Below are 14,147 nucleotides of genomic sequence, written 5' to 3' on the forward strand. Positions count from 1 at the left end.
GGCCGGTCAGCCGGACGCCGACGGCTCCGGCGCGATCAGACCCTCCCGGTAGGCGATCGCCACCGCCTCGCCACGGCTCGACGCGCCCAACTTGGCCAGGATGTTGGAGACGTGGACGCTCGCCGTCTTGCCGCTGATGAACAGCTCCTCGCCGATCTGCCGGTTGCTGCGGCCGAGCGCGAGCAGCCGCAGCACCTCCTGCTCGCGTGCGGTGAGCATGCCGACCCGGTCGTCGGTGGCCGGTGCGCCGGACAGCCGGCCGCGCCGGACCAGGGCGTCGACCTGCTCCCGCAGTGGCGCGGCGCCGAGTTCGTCGGCGGTCTCCCGGACCGCTCGGGCCTCCGCCACCGCCTCTTCGCGACGCCCGGCCGCCACCAGGGCCTCGGCGTAACGCAGCCGGCAGCGTGCCCGCTCGTAGACGTCGCCGTAGCCGAACGCCGTCACCGCCTCCGACCAGGCCGCCGCGTCCGGCCCCGACACCGCCCGGATCCACTCCGCCTCCGCCCGGGCCAGCCATGCCTGCCCCTCGGGACCCTGGGGAGTGCCGTCCTGGGTGTGGGCGGCGGTGGCCCGCGCCAGTTCCACCAGTTCGGTCGCGGTGTCCGTCCACCGGCGGGCCCCCGCCTCGTCGCCGGTCAGCCGCAGCCCGGCGGCCGCGTCGGCCACCGCGGACAGCGCCAGGGCGGCGAGCCGGACCGTGACACCCGGGCGGGGGACCGCTTCGTCGGCGAGGGCCGTGACCGTGGACCGCATCCACCGCACCGCGTCCTCGGGGTCGCGGCGCAGCCCCGCGGCATCGGTGAGCACGATGCCCGCGACCAGGGTGGCCATCCAGTCGAAGGGCCCCTCCAGCAGGGCACGCGCCCGGTCGGCGGCCGTCATGTCGCCCCGCGCCAGGGCGACGTACAGCGCGGGACCGACCGTGTACCCGCCGGCGGCCGGCAGCACCTCGGCATCGGCCGCCGCCGCCCGCACACACTCGTCCCAGCGGCCCAGCACGTGCAGCACCAGCAGCCGCAGATACCGCATCTCCAGCGGGTACGTCGAGGACAACAGCCCGGCGCGCCGGGCCCGGTCCAGGCCCTCCGTCAGCCAGTGCACGCACTCCGCCAGGGCACCGGACTCGTAGCAGCCCATCGCCAGGTTGAACAGGGCGCGCAGTTCCACGGCCGCGTTGCCCGAACTCCGGGCCAGGTCCCGGGCCTTCGTCAGCCGTTCCCGGCCCTCGGCGCCGCGCCGCCCGCGTCCGTCGAAGACGGCCAGGGAGATCAGCAGGTCCGCCTGGGCGTCGGTCACCCGCAGCTCCTCGGCCACGCGCAGGGCCCGCCGGGCGACCCGCAGCGCGGTCTCATTCTCCCCGACGTGGCGTGCGGCCATGGCATGCGTGGACGCCGCCCACACCCACGTGGGCGACGGAGGGTCCTCGGGGATCATCGCCAGGGCCTCGCTGCTGTAGGCGAACGCCGCCGGCAGGCTGTCCACGCTCAGCAGGTTCCCGGCGAGGGTGTAGCGGACCCGGGCGGCGAGTTCGGAGTCGGCGTCCTGGCCGAGCTCCGCCAGCGCGGACCGCGAGAGGGAGACCGCCCGGTGCACCTCCCCGGCGTGCGCGGCCGCCGCCGAGGCCCGCAACGTCAGCGTCACCCGGTCGACGCCTGCGCCTTTGGGCCGCGCCTCGGCACCCACCGCCGGCCACAGATCGAGGGCCGCTTCCAGATGCCGGTGCTCCTCGGCCGGCGCACCGACCCGCTGGGCGTGATCGGCGGCCTCCAGGGAAGCGGCCAGCGCCTCGGCGAGGTCGTGGCTCTCCCGGTAGTGGTGGGCCCGCTCGGCGGCGCTCTCCGCGGCCCGGCCCTGCGCGGCGAGCAGCCGGGCGAACGCGCCGTGCAGCCGCGCCCGCTCCCCGGGGAGCAGATCGGCGTAGACGGCCTCACGGGCGAGGGCGTGCCGGAAGGAGTACGTGTCGTCGTCCCCGGCGACCAGCAACTGCCGCCCCACCGCCTCCCGCAGCGCCGACTCCAGCTCCTCCTCGGGCAGCCCGACCGCCTGCCGCAGCAGCTCGTGCTCCACCCGGCGCCCGGCGACGGCCGCGGTCCGCAGCACCTGCTGCGCGGTGTCGGACAGCTGCTCGAAACGGATCAGCAGCACCTCGGCCAGTCCGCTGGGCACCCCGCCGGACTCCGTGTCCGTCGCCGCGAGCAACTCCTCCGCGTAGAAGGCGTTCCCCTCGGCCCGCTCCACGATCCGCCGCACCGTGACGTCCGCCAGCGGACGCCGTTCGAGGTGGCGCACCAGCCGGGCCACATCGGAATCGCCCAGCGGCCGCAGCTCCAGCCGCTCCACGGCGGGCAGCCGTATCAGCTCCGCCAGCAGCGGCCGCAGTGGGTGGCGCCGGTGCAGGTCGTCCGCCCGGTACGAGGCGAACACCGCCAGCCGGTGGCGCAGAACACCCCGGGCGAGCAGGAACCGCAGCAGATCCCGCGACGACTGGTCGGCCCAGTGCAGATCCTCCAGCACGAGCAGCAGTGGCGCTGTGTCCGCCACCTCGGCCAGCAGCCCGGCCATCCCCTCGAACAGCCGCAACCGCCCGTCGACGTCCCGCGCGGAATCGGTCCCGGCCCCCAGCAGCCGCTCGACCACGGGGTGAGCGGCCAGGGCATCCGAGAACCGCTCGTCGGCGGCGAGCACGCCAAGGATCTCGGTGAAGGGCAAATAGGGCAGTCCGACGTCGCCGAGATCCACGCAGTGCCCGGTGACCACGGTCATTCCGGCGTCGGCGGCCAGCCCACCGGCCTCGTCCAGCAGCCGTGTCTTGCCCACCCCGGCATCCCCGGCGACCAGCACCGCCCGCGCCTCACCCCCACGCGCACGCTCCAGCACCCCCGAGAGCCGGGCGAGTTCGGAATCCCGCCCGACAACCGGCGTGATGAAGGAAATGTTCGGCACTCGACCTACTCTCTTGGGGGCGCGGGGCTGTGACATTGTGCGGCTCCGCCGCGTGGGCGCGATCAACCACACACAACCCGCAGCCGCCACCGAACAGCAACCCCCGAGCCCCTAGGCCCGCAAAACCCTCGCCCAATCATCCGGCACCCGCCCCGCAGGCCCCGGCACCGGCTGATCCGCAGGATGACTCACCGGCGCCGCCAGCTCCGGCCCCGACTCGTACAACTCGTTCGTCGAGTAGTCCCAGTACCAGCCCTCACCCGGCTCGAAGCTCTGCACCAACGGATGCCCCGACTCCCTGAAGTGAGCCGTCGCGTGCTGCGCGGGCGAACTGTCACAGCACCCCACGTGCCCGCACTGCGCACACCGCCGCAGGTGGAACCACCACCCGCCGGCCGCCTCGCACTCCGCGCACCCGCTGCCGCTCGGCGCAGCACCCGGGTCGATCGCGTTCTCACCACTCATGCCGACTCCTCCTCGACCGCTGTCAGCGGAAGCAGTACCTGGAACCGCGTGTCCCCCGGCTCCGACTCCACCTGGATCGTCCCGTGATGCTTGTTGACCACGATCCGCCAGGAGATGTCGAGCCCGAGCCCGGTCCCCTCACCCACCGGCTTCGTCGTGAAGAACGGATCGAAGATCCGCCCCCGGTCCGCCGCCGGGATACCGACGCCCGTGTCCCGGAACTCCACCAGCAGCCGGTCGTGGTCCCGGGCCGTCCGCACGGTCAGCGTCCCTTCCCCGCCCGCGCTGTTCATCGCCGAGACCGCGTTGTCGACCAGGTTCGTCCACACCTGGTTGAGCTCCGCCGGGTACGCCGGGATCCTCGGCAGCGTCCGGTCGTACTCCTTGACGACCTTGATCCGCCGGCCGATCTTGCCCGACAGCATCAGCAGCGTGCTGTCGAGAAGTTCGTGCACATCGGCGTGTCGGAAGGGCGCCCGGTCCAGCTGGGAGTACTGCTTGGCCGCGTCGACGAGATGCGAGATGCGCGTGGTCGAGTCGTTGATCTCGTCCATCAGCAGCTCGGTCTCGACGGTGTAGTTGAGCCACCCGATGGCGCTCGGCAGGATCTCCTCGTCCACTGCCGCCGCGACCTGGTCCAGCCAGTCCTCGTCGAGACCGGCCTGGACGAAGGCGGGCGCGATCCGCCAGCCGTCCGGGATGCCGTGGTCGTCGAGCCAGTCGGTGAGCGCGTCCTCCCGGTCGGAGGCCTCCAGAGGACTCAGCGTGGGGGCCTTGGCGACGCGTTCGGCGGTGCGTTCCTGGATGTCGATGAGGTTCGCCATGACCTCGGGGGAGTACGAACCCTGCGCGATGACCGCCAGCTTGTGCCGCATCTTGCCCACCCGCTCCCGCAGCGTCGCGGTCGCCCGCACGGCCGCCGCCGCGGGGTTGTTGAGCTCGTGGGTGAGCCCGGCGGACAACGAACCGAGCGCCAGCAGCCGTTCGCGCTGCCCGATGGCCCGCTGGGTGTTCTTCGTACCGAAGAAGAGCCCCTCCAGCAGATGCACCGCCATCGGGAACCAGTCCTGCATGATGCCCGCGAACGTGTCGGCGGGCAGCACGAAGAACCGGGTCGGCTCGGTGACGCGCATGGAGTTGTTGTAGACCTGCGGCACCCGGTCGCCCAGATACGCCTGCATGGATCCCGCGTACACCCCGCGCTGGGAGGTCCGGGTCACCTCCACGTCGTCGCCGCCGACCCGGCGGTACAGCACGACCGTGCCCTCCAGCAGCACGTAGAAGCAGGTGGCGGGGTCTCCCTCGGTGTAGACGGGGCCGGGCTCGAACTTCTCCACCCGCCCCTCGCTGCACAGCCGCCCCAGCTGCTCGGGCGTGAGCTTCTCGAACAGGAACAGCGAGCCGATCTCCTGCGGGCTGCACGGCGCGGGCTGCCCGCTCACGACTGCTCCAGATAACGGTGGACGAGCATCACGGCCATGGCTCCCTCTCCGACGGCGGACGCGACCCGCTTGGCGGACTCGGAGCGGGCGTCGCCCGCCACGAACACGCCGGGCACGTTGGTCTCCAGGTGGTACGGCGGCCGGTCCAGCTCCCAGCCCTCCGGCGGGCGGCCGTCGGGGGTCAGGTCGGGCCCGGCGAGGATGAACCCGCGCTCGTCGCGCAGCACCGTGCCGTCGAGCCAGTCGGTCAGCGGGGCCGCGCCGATGAACACGAACACCCACTGCGCATCGACCTGCTCGGTCTCGCCGGTGTCCAGGTCCCGCAGCGTCAGCCTCTCCAGGTGGCCGTCGCCGTGCGCTTCCTCGACGACCGTGCGGGCGCGCACCTGGATGTTGGGCGACTCCTCGATCTGCTGGATCAGGTAGTGCGACATCGACGCCGTCAGCGACTCGCCGCGCACCAGCAGCGTCACCGACTTGGCGCCCCGCGACAGGTACATCGCCGCCTGCCCCGCGGAGTTGGCGCCGCCGACGATGTACACGTCCTGCCCCTGGCAGGCGGGAGCCTCCGTCAGGGCGGACCCGTAGTAGACCCCGCATCCGGTCAGGTCGTCGCAGCCGGGCGCCGACAACTGCCGGTAGAAGACGCCGGTCGCCAGGATCACGCTGTGCGCGGCGACCGCCGAGCCGTCCGAGAACCGTACGATGCGGGCGGCGCCGTTGACCTCCAGCGCCGTCACCTCCCGCGCGGTGAGGATCTCGGCGCCGAACTTCGCCGCCTGCCGCCGGGCCCGGTCGGTGAGCTGGGCTCCCGACACGCCGTCGGGGAAGCCGAGGTAGTTCTCGATTCGGGAGCTCTGCCCGGCCTGCCCGCCGGTCGCCGACCGCTCCACCAGCACGGTCCGCAGCCCTTCGGAGGCGCCGTACACCGCCGCGCCGAGCCCGGCCGGACCGCCGCCGATCACGACCAGGTCGTAGAAGTCGGCCGTCGGGGTCGTCGCCAGCCCGACCTGGGCCGCGAGGTCGACGGCCTCCGGCTCGATCAGTGGTGTCCCGTCCGGCGTGATCACCACAGGCAGCCGCATCCCGTCCTCACCGGCCGCGGCCAGCAGCCGCCGGCCCTCCGGCTCGTCGGAGGAGTACCAGCGGTACGGCACCTGGTTGCGAGCCAGGAACTCCCGCACGTCCGAGGAGCGCGCCGACCAGCGGTGCCCGACGACCTTCGTACTCGGCACGGGCCGGTGGTCGCTGGACCGCCACGCCCGGAGCAGGTCGTCGAGGACGGGGTAGAGCTTCTCCTCGGGCGGGTCCCACGGCTTGAGCAGGTAGTGGTCGAGGTCGACGACGTTGATCGCGTCGATCGCCGCGTTCGTGTCCGCGTACGCCGTCAGCAGCACGCGCCGCGCGCCCGGGTAGACGTCCAGGGCCTGTTCCAGGAACTCGATGCCGTTCATCTGCGGCATCCGGTAGTCGGCCAGGATCACGGCCACGAGATCGCCGCGCAGCTTCAGCTCCCGCAGCGCGTCGAGCGCGGACTCGCCGGACTCCGCCCGCACGATCCGGTACGACGCGCCGTACCGCCGCCTCAGGTCCCGGGCCACGGCCCGGGAGACGCCCGGGTCGTCGTCCACGGTCATGATGACGGTCCGCGCCGCATCGGCGGCCTGTGCCATACGTCCCCCACACCGGGCGGTCGACTCACGGCACGGCGCCCCGGGGCACCGCGCCGACCTCCGCCCATCGTATGTTCGATCGCCCCGACGCGCTCCGATACGGAGATCAGCTCCGGCGGGCCGCCAGCACGCAGAACTCGTTGCCCTCCGGGTCGGCGAGCGTCACCCAGCTCTGCTCGCCCTGCCCGACATCGGCGTGCCGCGCGCCGAGCGCGAGCAGCCGGGTCACCTCGGCCTCCTGGTCGTCGGGCCGGAAGTCGAGGTGCAGGCGGTTCTTGACCGTCTTGCTCTCCGGCACCGTCGTGAAGAGCAACCCCGGCAGCCGGTCCGGGGCGGGCCGGATCTCGAACTCGTCGGGTGCGTCGTTCACCACCGTCCAGCCCAGCGCCTCGGCCCACCAGCGGCCCAGGGCCTCGGGATCGGCCGAGTCCACCATTACCTGCTCCCACTCCAGAGACATGCGGGAAGGATAGGGAAAACTGATCATCGGCGCAGTGACTTTTCCATGCAGTGGCATGACACAAGGAGGCAGCCGGATGACACGCCCGATCACCGCAGGGGTCGACGGAACGCAGGAGAGCCTCGCAGCCCTCGCCTGGGCGGCCCGTGAGGCGGTGCGGCGCGACCGGCCGCTGCGGGTGGTGCACGCCTGGCGGTTCCAGCCGCACGAGGCGCTCGGAGCGGGGATCGCCGGGGACGCGGACAGCCAGGCGGAGTGGGTGCACAGCGCGGTGACCGAGGCCGTCGGGACCGTCACCGAACGGCACCCGGACCTGGAGGTGACCACCGACGTCGTGGAGGGCCCGGTCGTCGACACCCTGGTCGCCGTCGCTGCCGGCGCCGAGCTGCTGGTGCTCGGCTCGCGCGGGCACGGGCCCATCGTCGGCTTCCTGCTCGGCTCGGTCGGCCAGCAGGTCATCGCCGAGGCCACCCGGCCCGTCGTGCTCGTCCGGGCCGGTGACCAGCCCTCGGCCGAGGCCGCCGGGCGGGAGATCGTCGTGGGTCAGCAGGGCGACGAGGAGGACAGCGCCGACCTGCTGCGGTTCGCGTTCGAGACGGCGGCCGTGCGCGGGGCGACCGTCCGGGTCGTACGGGCCTGGACCCTGCCGCCCGTCTTCGCCTACAGCCCCGGCTCGCTGAAGCTCCTCGATGAGGCCGGGGGACTGGAGCCGTACGAGAAGAGGGCCCTGGCCGCCGCGGTGCGGCCGTGGCGGGAGCGTTTCCCCGACGTGCCGGTGGAGGAGCACGTGGAGATGGGCAGCGCCGGCCAGGTGCTGCTGTCGGTGGCCGGGACGGCCCAGCTGATGGTGGTCGGCCGGCGGGCCCACCGTACGGCCGTCGGCGCCCGCATCGGCTCGGTGGCGCACGGGGTGCTGCACCACGCGGACTGCCCGGTCGCCGTGGTCCCGCACGCGTGAGCGCGGGTGCGGCTCATTCCGCCGTCGGCTGGAGCGTCTTGCGGGCCTTGGGGAGGATGTTCCTGATGTAGTCCTCGACCGCCGTGTCGATGCCGATGTCGTGCTGGGCCCGCTCGGACAGGTACCAGCGGTGTTCGAGGAGCTGGTGGTAGATCTCCGCCGGGTCCATGGAACCGCGCAGTTCGGGCGGCACCGCCCGCACGGTCGGCCGGAACACCTCCCGCACCCAGCGGTGGGCCAGCACCTCCGGGCGGGCACCCAGGGGATCGCCCGGGGCGTAGTCGTCCTGGGTGGCCATCCAGCTCTCCAGGTCGTTCAGCAGCCGCCGGGCCTGGTTCTCCTCGGCGTCGAGCCCGGTCAGGCGCAGCAGCTGCCGCTGGTGGTGCCCCGCGTCGACGACCTTGGGCACGAAGGTGACCGTGTCGCCGTTCGAGGCGTGCTCGATCTGCATCTCGGCGACGTCGAAGCCGAGGTCGTTCAGGCGGCGGATCCGGCGTTCTATGTAGTGGTGCTTGCCGGCCGGGTAGACGGAGGTGCGGGTCAGCTCGTCCCACAGGCCGCGGTAGCGGGCGCAGATCTCCATGCCGAACTCGACCGGGTCCACCGACGGGTGCAGCGCCCCGGACGCCTCCAGGTCCAGCAGCTCCCCGCTGATGTTCACACGGGCGAGGTCCAGGTCGTACTCGCGCTGCCCGGAGCTGAGCTGCGGATGCAGGTCACCGGTCTCGGCGTCCACCAGATACGCGGCGTAGGCGCCCGCGTCACGCCGGAAGAGGGTGTTGGACAACGAGCAGTCGCCCCAGGCGAACCCGGCCAGATGCAGCCGCACCAGGAGCACGGCGAGCGCGTCCATCAGCCGGTGCATGGTGGCCGGGCGCATGGTCGTCTCGAACATCGAGCGGTACGGCATCGAACCGCCCAGGTGCCGGGTGATCAGCACGCTCTCCAGCGGGGCGCCGCCCGCGTCGGTGCGGCCGGTGACCACGGCCAGCGGGTCGACCGCCGGGATGCCGATCCGGTCCAGGTCGCGCAGCAGCCCGTACTCGCGCTGCGCGGGCCGCTCGGCCAGCTCCTTGACGGCGATCACCTCGTCGCCCGCCCGGGAGTAGCGCACCACGTGCCGGGAGATGCCGCGCGGCAGCGGCACGAGGTACTCCTCCGGCCACTCCTCCAGGGGCAGGTCCCACGGCAGTTCCAGCAGAAGCGCGGGATGCTCCGGGTTGGTCGCGCTGATCTGAAGTGCCATGCGCCGGGTGTCCTTGTCTCGCCGCTGATCGTCACCTCAGATTAGAGGGCGCGCTCCCGGGCCCGGTCGGCGGCGTCCCGCAACGGACCGCGGTGGACCGGGCCGTGCCCGGGCAGCAGCAGCTCGCCCTCCAGCTCCGCCAGGACGTCCAGGGAGGCCACGGCGCGCGGGCGCTCGTGGTGGAACATGTCCGGCAGCAGCTGCGGCCCCTCGACCCGCGAGGTGGCGTGCCCGCTGACCAGGGCGTCGCCGGAGATCAGCACTCCGGTGCCCGGCACGTGGTAGGCGCTGTGCCCGTCGGTGTGGCCCGGCGTGTGCACCGGTACGGGCCGCCCGGGCAGGTCCAGGGCGCCCGCCGCCGGGAAGGGCTCGGGGGCCGTGACGGGGTTGTGCATCGTGCCGCCGGAGCGCAGCGCGTGCACGGCCCACGGCAGCACCCCGGGGCGCCAGCCGTTCCGCAGCACCGTCCCGAGGGACACCTGGTGCAGGAACTCGCGGCGCGCGTGCGGCACCTCGGCCTCGTGGAGGTAGACGGGCGTGCCGTGCGTGGCGCGCAGGTACTCGGCGGAGCCCAGGTGGTCGTTGTGCGCGTGCGTGATCAGCACGGCCGCCACCGCCTCCGGGGAGCTGCCCACCTCGGCGAGGGAGGCGAGGAGCTGCTCCCGGTCGCCGGGGTAACCGGTGTCGACCAGCGTGACGGCGTCCCCTTCCGTGAGGATCACCCAGTTGGTGTGGGAGCCGTGCACCAGGTAGGTGCCGTCCGCGACGTGGTGTACGTCTGCCCGCATGATCGCCCCGCGTTGTGTGGTCCCAGCCCGACGAGAGAAGGAAAGCAGAGCCCACGGCGGGCGGAACCGCCGGGTCCGCCTCAACGGGTCCGGACGGCCGGGGCGTTCGGCCGGGCTCAGTGCACGCCGTGCGGGCGGAACTGGATGCTGATGCGGGGCTCGGTCGCCCGTGTGCTCTTGGGGATGGAGTGCTCCCAGGTGCGCTGGCAGGAGCCGCCCATCACGATCAGGTCGCCGTGGCCCAGCGGCCGTCGGACCGTGTCGCGCCCGCCCCGCATCGGACGCAGCAGCAGATCCCGAGGCGCTCCCACCGACAGAATGGCGACCATCGTGTCCTCGCGCGCCCCGCGGCCGATCCGGTCGCCGTGCCAGGCCACGCTGTCCCGGCCGTCGCGGTAGTAGCACAGCCCGGCCGTGGTGAACGGCTCGCCCAGTTCCTCGCCGTAGTGGGCGCTCAGCGCGTCGCGCGCCTCGGTCAGGACCGGGTGCGGCAGCGGGTCCTCGGCACCGTAGAACGCGAGCAGGCGCGGGACGTCGACGACGTGGTCGTACATCGTCCGCCGCTCCGCTCGCCACGGCACCTCGGCGGCCAGCTGTTCGAACAGCGCGTCGGAACCGCTGAGCCACCCGGGCAGGACGTCGAGCCAGGCGCCGAAACCGAGGTGGGTACGGCTGATCCCGTCCAGAGGCCCGAGCCGCAGCTCGTCGGTCTGGTCGAAGAGGGAGCCCTGGAGGTGCATGTGCCCAGGGTACCTCGTAATCGAAAGTGTGTTCCATGGATTCCCTTGCCCGCCGGGCTTTCGATACATCGGTGTATCGAATACAGTCCTGTATCGAATGAGGGGTGGGACATGGCCGTGGAAGGAACGACCGGGCGGGTGACCAGGCGCCGGGTCCGCACCCGCGCCAACCTCCTGGACGCGGCGTTCTCCGTGTTCGCGGCCAAGGGCTTCGGGCACGTCTCCATCGAGGAGGTCTGCGAGGCCGCCGGCTACAGCAGGGGCGCCTTCTACTCCAACTTCTCCAGCCTCGACGAGCTGTTCTTCGCCCTCTACCAGGAGCGGGCCGACCTCATCGCGGAGCAGGTGTCCGGGGCGCTCGCCCTCGACGGGCCCGGGCTCGACGTGCCGGCCGCCGTGGACCGCGTCACCGACGTGCTGCTCCTCGACCGGGACTGGCTCCTCGTGAAGACGGACTTCCTGGTGCACGCCGCCCGCGACCCGGACGTCGCGCGGAGCCTGCTGCAGCACCGCGCGCGGCTGCGGCAGGCGATCGCCGACCGGCTCGCCCGCGCCCGCGGGCACACCGCACTGCCCGCCGTGCTGGGCGACACGGACGGCGCCGCCCACGCCGTGGTCGCGGCCTACGACGGCGTCACGACACAGCTGCTGCTGGACCGGGACACCGAGCACGCCCGCGTCTGGCTGAAGCAACTGCTCACGGCCCTGCTGACCGACGGCAGCGGCACCCCCGGCCACACGCGGAACTGAAGAAGGGAACGGTCGCCATGGATGCCGACGTCATCGTCGTCGGAGCGGGCCTCGCCGGCCTGGTCGCGGCACACGAACTGACCAGCAGGGGCAGGAGGGTCGCCCTCGTCGACCAGGAGAACGCCGCCAACCTCGGCGGACAGGCGTTCTGGTCCTTCGGCGGGCTGTTCCTCGTCGACTCGCCGGAGCAGCGGCGCCTGGGCATCAAGGACTCCTTCGAGCTGGCCTGGAGCGACTGGCGGGGCAGCGCCGGCTTCGACCGGCTGGAGGACGAGGACTCCTGGGCCGTGCGCTGGGCGCGCGCCTACGTCGAGTTCGCCGCGGGGGAGAAGCGGTCCTGGCTGAACGGGCACGGGATCACGTTCCTGCCCACCGTCGGCTGGGCCGAGCGCGGTGACCTCACGGCGCACGGGCACGGCAACACCGTGCCCCGCTTCCACATCGCCTGGGGCACCGGCACCGGCGTGGTGGAACCCTTCGTCCGCTACGCCAAGCAGGCCGCGCGCGACGGACTGCTCACCTTCCACCACCGTCACCGCGTCGACGCACTGGTCGTCGAGGACGGCAGCGCCCGTGGCGTGCGCGGCACGGTCCTGGCCGAGGACACCTCACCCCGCGGCGTCGCCTCCAGCCGCGACGCCATCGGCGAGTTCGAACTCACCGCCCAGGCCGTCGTCGTCACCAGCGGCGGCATCGGCGCCGACCACGACATCGTCCGCCGCTACTGGCCCGAGCGCCTCGGCACCCCGCCGAAGGAGATGGTCACCGGCGTACCGGCCTACGTCGACGGACGGATGCTCGACATCAGCGCCGAGGCGGGCGTCAGGCTGGTCAACCGGGACCGCATGTGGCACTACACCGAGGGCCTGCAGAACTGGGACCCGATCTGGCCCGGCCACGGCATCCGCATCCTGCCCGGCCCGTCCTCGATGTGGTTCGACGCCCTGGGCCGCCGCCTGCCGGGGCCGTACCTGCCCGGCTACGACACCCTCGGCACCCTGAAGCACCTGCGCACCACCGAGGACATCGCCGGGTACGACCACTCCTGGTTCATCCTCACGCAGAAGATCATCGAGAAGGAGTTCGCCCTGTCGGGCTCGGAGCAGAACCCCGACATCACCGCCAAGGACCGCGCCGGGTTCCTGAAGGAACGCATCCTCGGCAAGGGCGCGCCCGGACCGGTCGACGCGTTCCTGCGCAAGGGCGCCGACTTCGTGACCGCCCCCAGTGTCGAACAGCTCGTCGAGAAGATGAACGAGCTCACCGACAAGCCGCTCCTCGACGCGGCCGGGATCCGCCGCCAGATCGAGGCCCGCGACCTGCAGATCGCCAACCCCTACGCCAAGGACGCCCAGGTGCAGGGCATCCGCAACGCCCGCCGCTACATCGGCGACCGCCTCGGCCGGGTCGCCACCCCGCACCGCATCCTCGATCCGGCGGCCGGCCCCCTCATCGGCGTCAAACTGCACATCCTCACCCGCAAGACGCTCGGCGGCATCCAGACCGACCTCGACTCGCGCGCCCTCGGGACCGACGGCAAGCCGATCGAGGGGCTGTACGCGGCCGGCGAGGTCGCCGGATTCGGCGGCGGCGGTGTCCACGGCTACAACGCGCTGGAGGGCACCTTCCTCGGCGGCTGCCTCTTCTCGGGCCGGGCGGCGGGCCGGGCGGCGGCGAAGCAGACCGCCTGACCGTGCCCGGACGGCCCGCCTCTCAGCTCCGGACGAGGCGGGCCAGGACGGCGGCGTGGCTCTGCTCCGGCGTCTTCGACGCGGTCAGCAGCGTCACGTCGCCCGTGCGGACCAGGTCACGGACGTGGTCGAGGAGCTCGACCGCCTCGCCGGCGGCGAGCTCCGCCTCGTACCGCCCGGCGAACTCCTCGTACGAGCCCTCTCCGGCGTGATACCAGCGGCGCAGCTCCGTCGACGGGGTGATCGCCTTCGGCCACTCGTCCACCCGGGCCGCGTCCTTCGCCAGGCCCCGTGGCCACAGCCGGTCGACCAGGACCCGCACTCCGTCCTCCGGCTCGGGCGGATCGCAGACGCGGCGTACGCGGACGCTCATGTTCGGCCCCTTCTGCTGCTGCGACTCAGCTGCTGCGACGGACGGGTGTGCCGCGAGCGTAACCCTGACCGGGTGACGGCGCCCGGCCGCGCCGAAGGGCCGATTCCGCTCGCGCCGAACGGGTACTCCGTCCGCCTGACGGCGTCGAGGGAGGAGGTCACGACATGAGTGGATCGGACGACCTGCCGGTCGTGCGCACGCTCGCCGAGCTCACCGAACTGGTCGAACGGCACCAGGGCCTGTACGTCCGCTGGTCGCGCGGCCCCGAGACCGATCTCCGCGACGTGTCCAGCACCGACGATCTGACGGGCGTGCCCATGCCGGGCCTGTCCGCCAACCCCCTCGACGTCGAGGACTGGTGGGAGGACCGGCCCGTCCGGGTGTGGGTGGCGCGTCGTCTGCACGACTACGCCCATCTGCCGCACGAGAAGGGGCCCGGTGTGCGAGCGTGGGTGCTCGCGGGCAAGGAGACCTCTCGCGGACCTGACAACGAGCCGCTGGTCACCGACGCCCGGCCGATGTGCTGGATCGACCAGCAGGTGATCGACGAGGCGAAGGCGGAGGTGTCCCGGCAGGAGAACCCCTGGGGGCCGCTGCGCCGCAGCTGATCCCCAGGGG

General features: G+C 72.6%; 13 protein-coding genes. 4 read left to right on the top strand and 9 right to left on the bottom strand.

The genetic code is table 11. From position 1 onward, the window contains the following. Nucleotides 1-6: 6 nt before the first annotated feature. The 5 genes from QF034_RS39685 to QF034_RS39705 form a co-directional block, all read right to left on the bottom strand. Nucleotides 7-2,943 (bottom strand): helix-turn-helix transcriptional regulator, encoded by a 2,937-nt coding sequence (locus QF034_RS39685; protein ID WP_307179488.1) that lies wholly within the window; start codon nt 2,941-2,943, stop codon nt 7-9. Nucleotides 2,944-3,054: 111 nt separating this feature from the next. After that, a complete protein-coding gene (locus QF034_RS39690; protein ID WP_307179489.1) occupies nt 3,055-3,408 on the bottom strand; it encodes a UBP-type zinc finger domain-containing protein in 354 nt (117 codons plus the stop codon). Beyond that, a complete protein-coding gene (locus QF034_RS39695; RefSeq protein WP_307179490.1) occupies nt 3,405-4,850 on the bottom strand; it encodes an ATP-binding protein in 1,446 nt (481 codons plus the stop codon). The genes QF034_RS39690 and QF034_RS39695 overlap by 4 nt, the downstream gene beginning before the upstream one ends. Next, nucleotides 4,847-6,523: an NAD(P)/FAD-dependent oxidoreductase gene (locus QF034_RS39700; RefSeq protein ID WP_307179491.1), complete on the bottom strand. Its 1,677-nt coding sequence runs from the start codon at nt 6,521-6,523 to the stop codon at nt 4,847-4,849. Before QF034_RS39700 ends, QF034_RS39695 begins: the two co-directional genes overlap by 4 nt. A 106-nt stretch (nt 6,524-6,629) precedes the next feature. Then, nucleotides 6,630-6,983 (bottom strand): VOC family protein, encoded by a 354-nt coding sequence (locus QF034_RS39705; protein WP_307179492.1) that lies wholly within the window; start codon nt 6,981-6,983, stop codon nt 6,630-6,632. A gap of 76 nt (nt 6,984-7,059) precedes the next feature. Here QF034_RS39705 and QF034_RS39710 point away from each other — a divergent pair, with 76 nt between their 5' ends. Then, the gene (locus QF034_RS39710; RefSeq protein ID WP_307179493.1) at nt 7,060-7,941 is read left to right on the top strand and encodes a universal stress protein; all 882 of its coding nucleotides are present in this window, start codon (nt 7,060-7,062) and stop codon (nt 7,939-7,941) included. A gap of 13 nt (nt 7,942-7,954) precedes the next feature. On the opposite strand, the gene QF034_RS39715 is transcribed toward QF034_RS39710, so the two are convergent. The 3 genes from QF034_RS39715 to QF034_RS39725 all read right to left on the bottom strand — a co-directional run bounded on the left by QF034_RS39715 (nt 7,955) and on the right by QF034_RS39725 (nt 10,715). Continuing rightward, nucleotides 7,955-9,187: a DUF4032 domain-containing protein gene (locus tag QF034_RS39715; protein WP_307179494.1), complete on the bottom strand. Its 1,233-nt coding sequence runs from the start codon at nt 9,185-9,187 to the stop codon at nt 7,955-7,957. 41 nt (nt 9,188-9,228) lie between these two features. After that, nucleotides 9,229-9,975: an MBL fold metallo-hydrolase gene (locus QF034_RS39720; protein ID WP_307179495.1), complete on the bottom strand. Its 747-nt coding sequence runs from the start codon at nt 9,973-9,975 to the stop codon at nt 9,229-9,231. A gap of 116 nt (nt 9,976-10,091) precedes the next feature. After that, nucleotides 10,092-10,715 (bottom strand): alpha-ketoglutarate-dependent dioxygenase AlkB family protein, encoded by a 624-nt coding sequence (locus QF034_RS39725; protein WP_307179496.1) that lies wholly within the window; start codon nt 10,713-10,715, stop codon nt 10,092-10,094. 111 nt (nt 10,716-10,826) lie between these two features. Between QF034_RS39725 and QF034_RS39730 the strand changes: the two genes are divergently transcribed. Further along, the gene (locus QF034_RS39730) at nt 10,827-11,465 is read left to right on the top strand and encodes a TetR/AcrR family transcriptional regulator (RefSeq protein WP_307179497.1); all 639 of its coding nucleotides are present in this window, start codon (nt 10,827-10,829) and stop codon (nt 11,463-11,465) included. Nucleotides 11,466-11,482: 17 nt separating this feature from the next. Then, a complete protein-coding gene (locus QF034_RS39735) occupies nt 11,483-13,156 on the top strand; it encodes an FAD-binding dehydrogenase (RefSeq protein ID WP_307179498.1) in 1,674 nt (557 codons plus the stop codon). A 22-nt stretch (nt 13,157-13,178) separates the two neighbouring features. On the opposite strand, the gene QF034_RS39740 is transcribed toward QF034_RS39735, so the two are convergent. Then, nucleotides 13,179-13,529, bottom strand: a complete 351-nt coding sequence (locus QF034_RS39740; RefSeq protein ID WP_307179499.1) for a DUF488 domain-containing protein — start codon at nt 13,527-13,529, stop codon at nt 13,179-13,181. 164 nt (nt 13,530-13,693) lie between these two features. On the opposite strand from QF034_RS39740, the gene QF034_RS39745 reads away from it, so the two are divergent. Beyond that, on the top strand, nt 13,694-14,137 hold the full coding sequence (locus QF034_RS39745) for a DUF6098 family protein (protein WP_307179500.1): 444 nt from the start codon (nt 13,694-13,696) through the stop codon (nt 14,135-14,137). Nucleotides 14,138-14,147: the final 10 nt, after the last annotated feature.

Source organism: Streptomyces africanus, from assembly GCF_030816955.1.
GTDB classification, from domain to species: Bacteria; Actinomycetota; Actinomycetes; order Streptomycetales; family Streptomycetaceae; genus Streptomyces; species Streptomyces africanus.

Bases quoted from the DNA above. Each gene is read 5' to 3' on its own strand.
- QF034_RS39715 (WP_307179494.1), bottom strand. From the start codon at position 9,187: ATGGCACTTCAGATCAGCGCGACCAACCCGGAGCATCCCGCGCTTCTG.
- QF034_RS39740 (WP_307179499.1), bottom strand. From the start codon at position 13,529: ATGAGCGTCCGCGTACGCCGCGTCTGCGATCCGCCCGAGCCGGAGGAC.
- QF034_RS39700 (WP_307179491.1), bottom strand. From the start codon at position 6,523: ATGGCACAGGCCGCCGATGCGGCGCGGACCGTCATCATGACCGTGGAC.
- QF034_RS39690 (WP_307179489.1), bottom strand. From the start codon at position 3,408: ATGAGTGGTGAGAACGCGATCGACCCGGGTGCTGCGCCGAGCGGCAGC.
- QF034_RS39710 (WP_307179493.1), top strand. From the start codon at position 7,060: ATGACACGCCCGATCACCGCAGGGGTCGACGGAACGCAGGAGAGCCTC.
- QF034_RS39705 (WP_307179492.1), bottom strand. From the start codon at position 6,983: ATGTCTCTGGAGTGGGAGCAGGTAATGGTGGACTCGGCCGATCCCGAG.
- QF034_RS39725 (WP_307179496.1), bottom strand. From the start codon at position 10,715: ATGCACCTCCAGGGCTCCCTCTTCGACCAGACCGACGAGCTGCGGCTC.
- QF034_RS39745 (WP_307179500.1), top strand. From the start codon at position 13,694: ATGAGTGGATCGGACGACCTGCCGGTCGTGCGCACGCTCGCCGAGCTC.
- QF034_RS39720 (WP_307179495.1), bottom strand. From the start codon at position 9,975: ATGCGGGCAGACGTACACCACGTCGCGGACGGCACCTACCTGGTGCAC.
- QF034_RS39730 (WP_307179497.1), top strand. From the start codon at position 10,827: ATGGCCGTGGAAGGAACGACCGGGCGGGTGACCAGGCGCCGGGTCCGC.
- QF034_RS39735 (WP_307179498.1), top strand. From the start codon at position 11,483: ATGGATGCCGACGTCATCGTCGTCGGAGCGGGCCTCGCCGGCCTGGTC.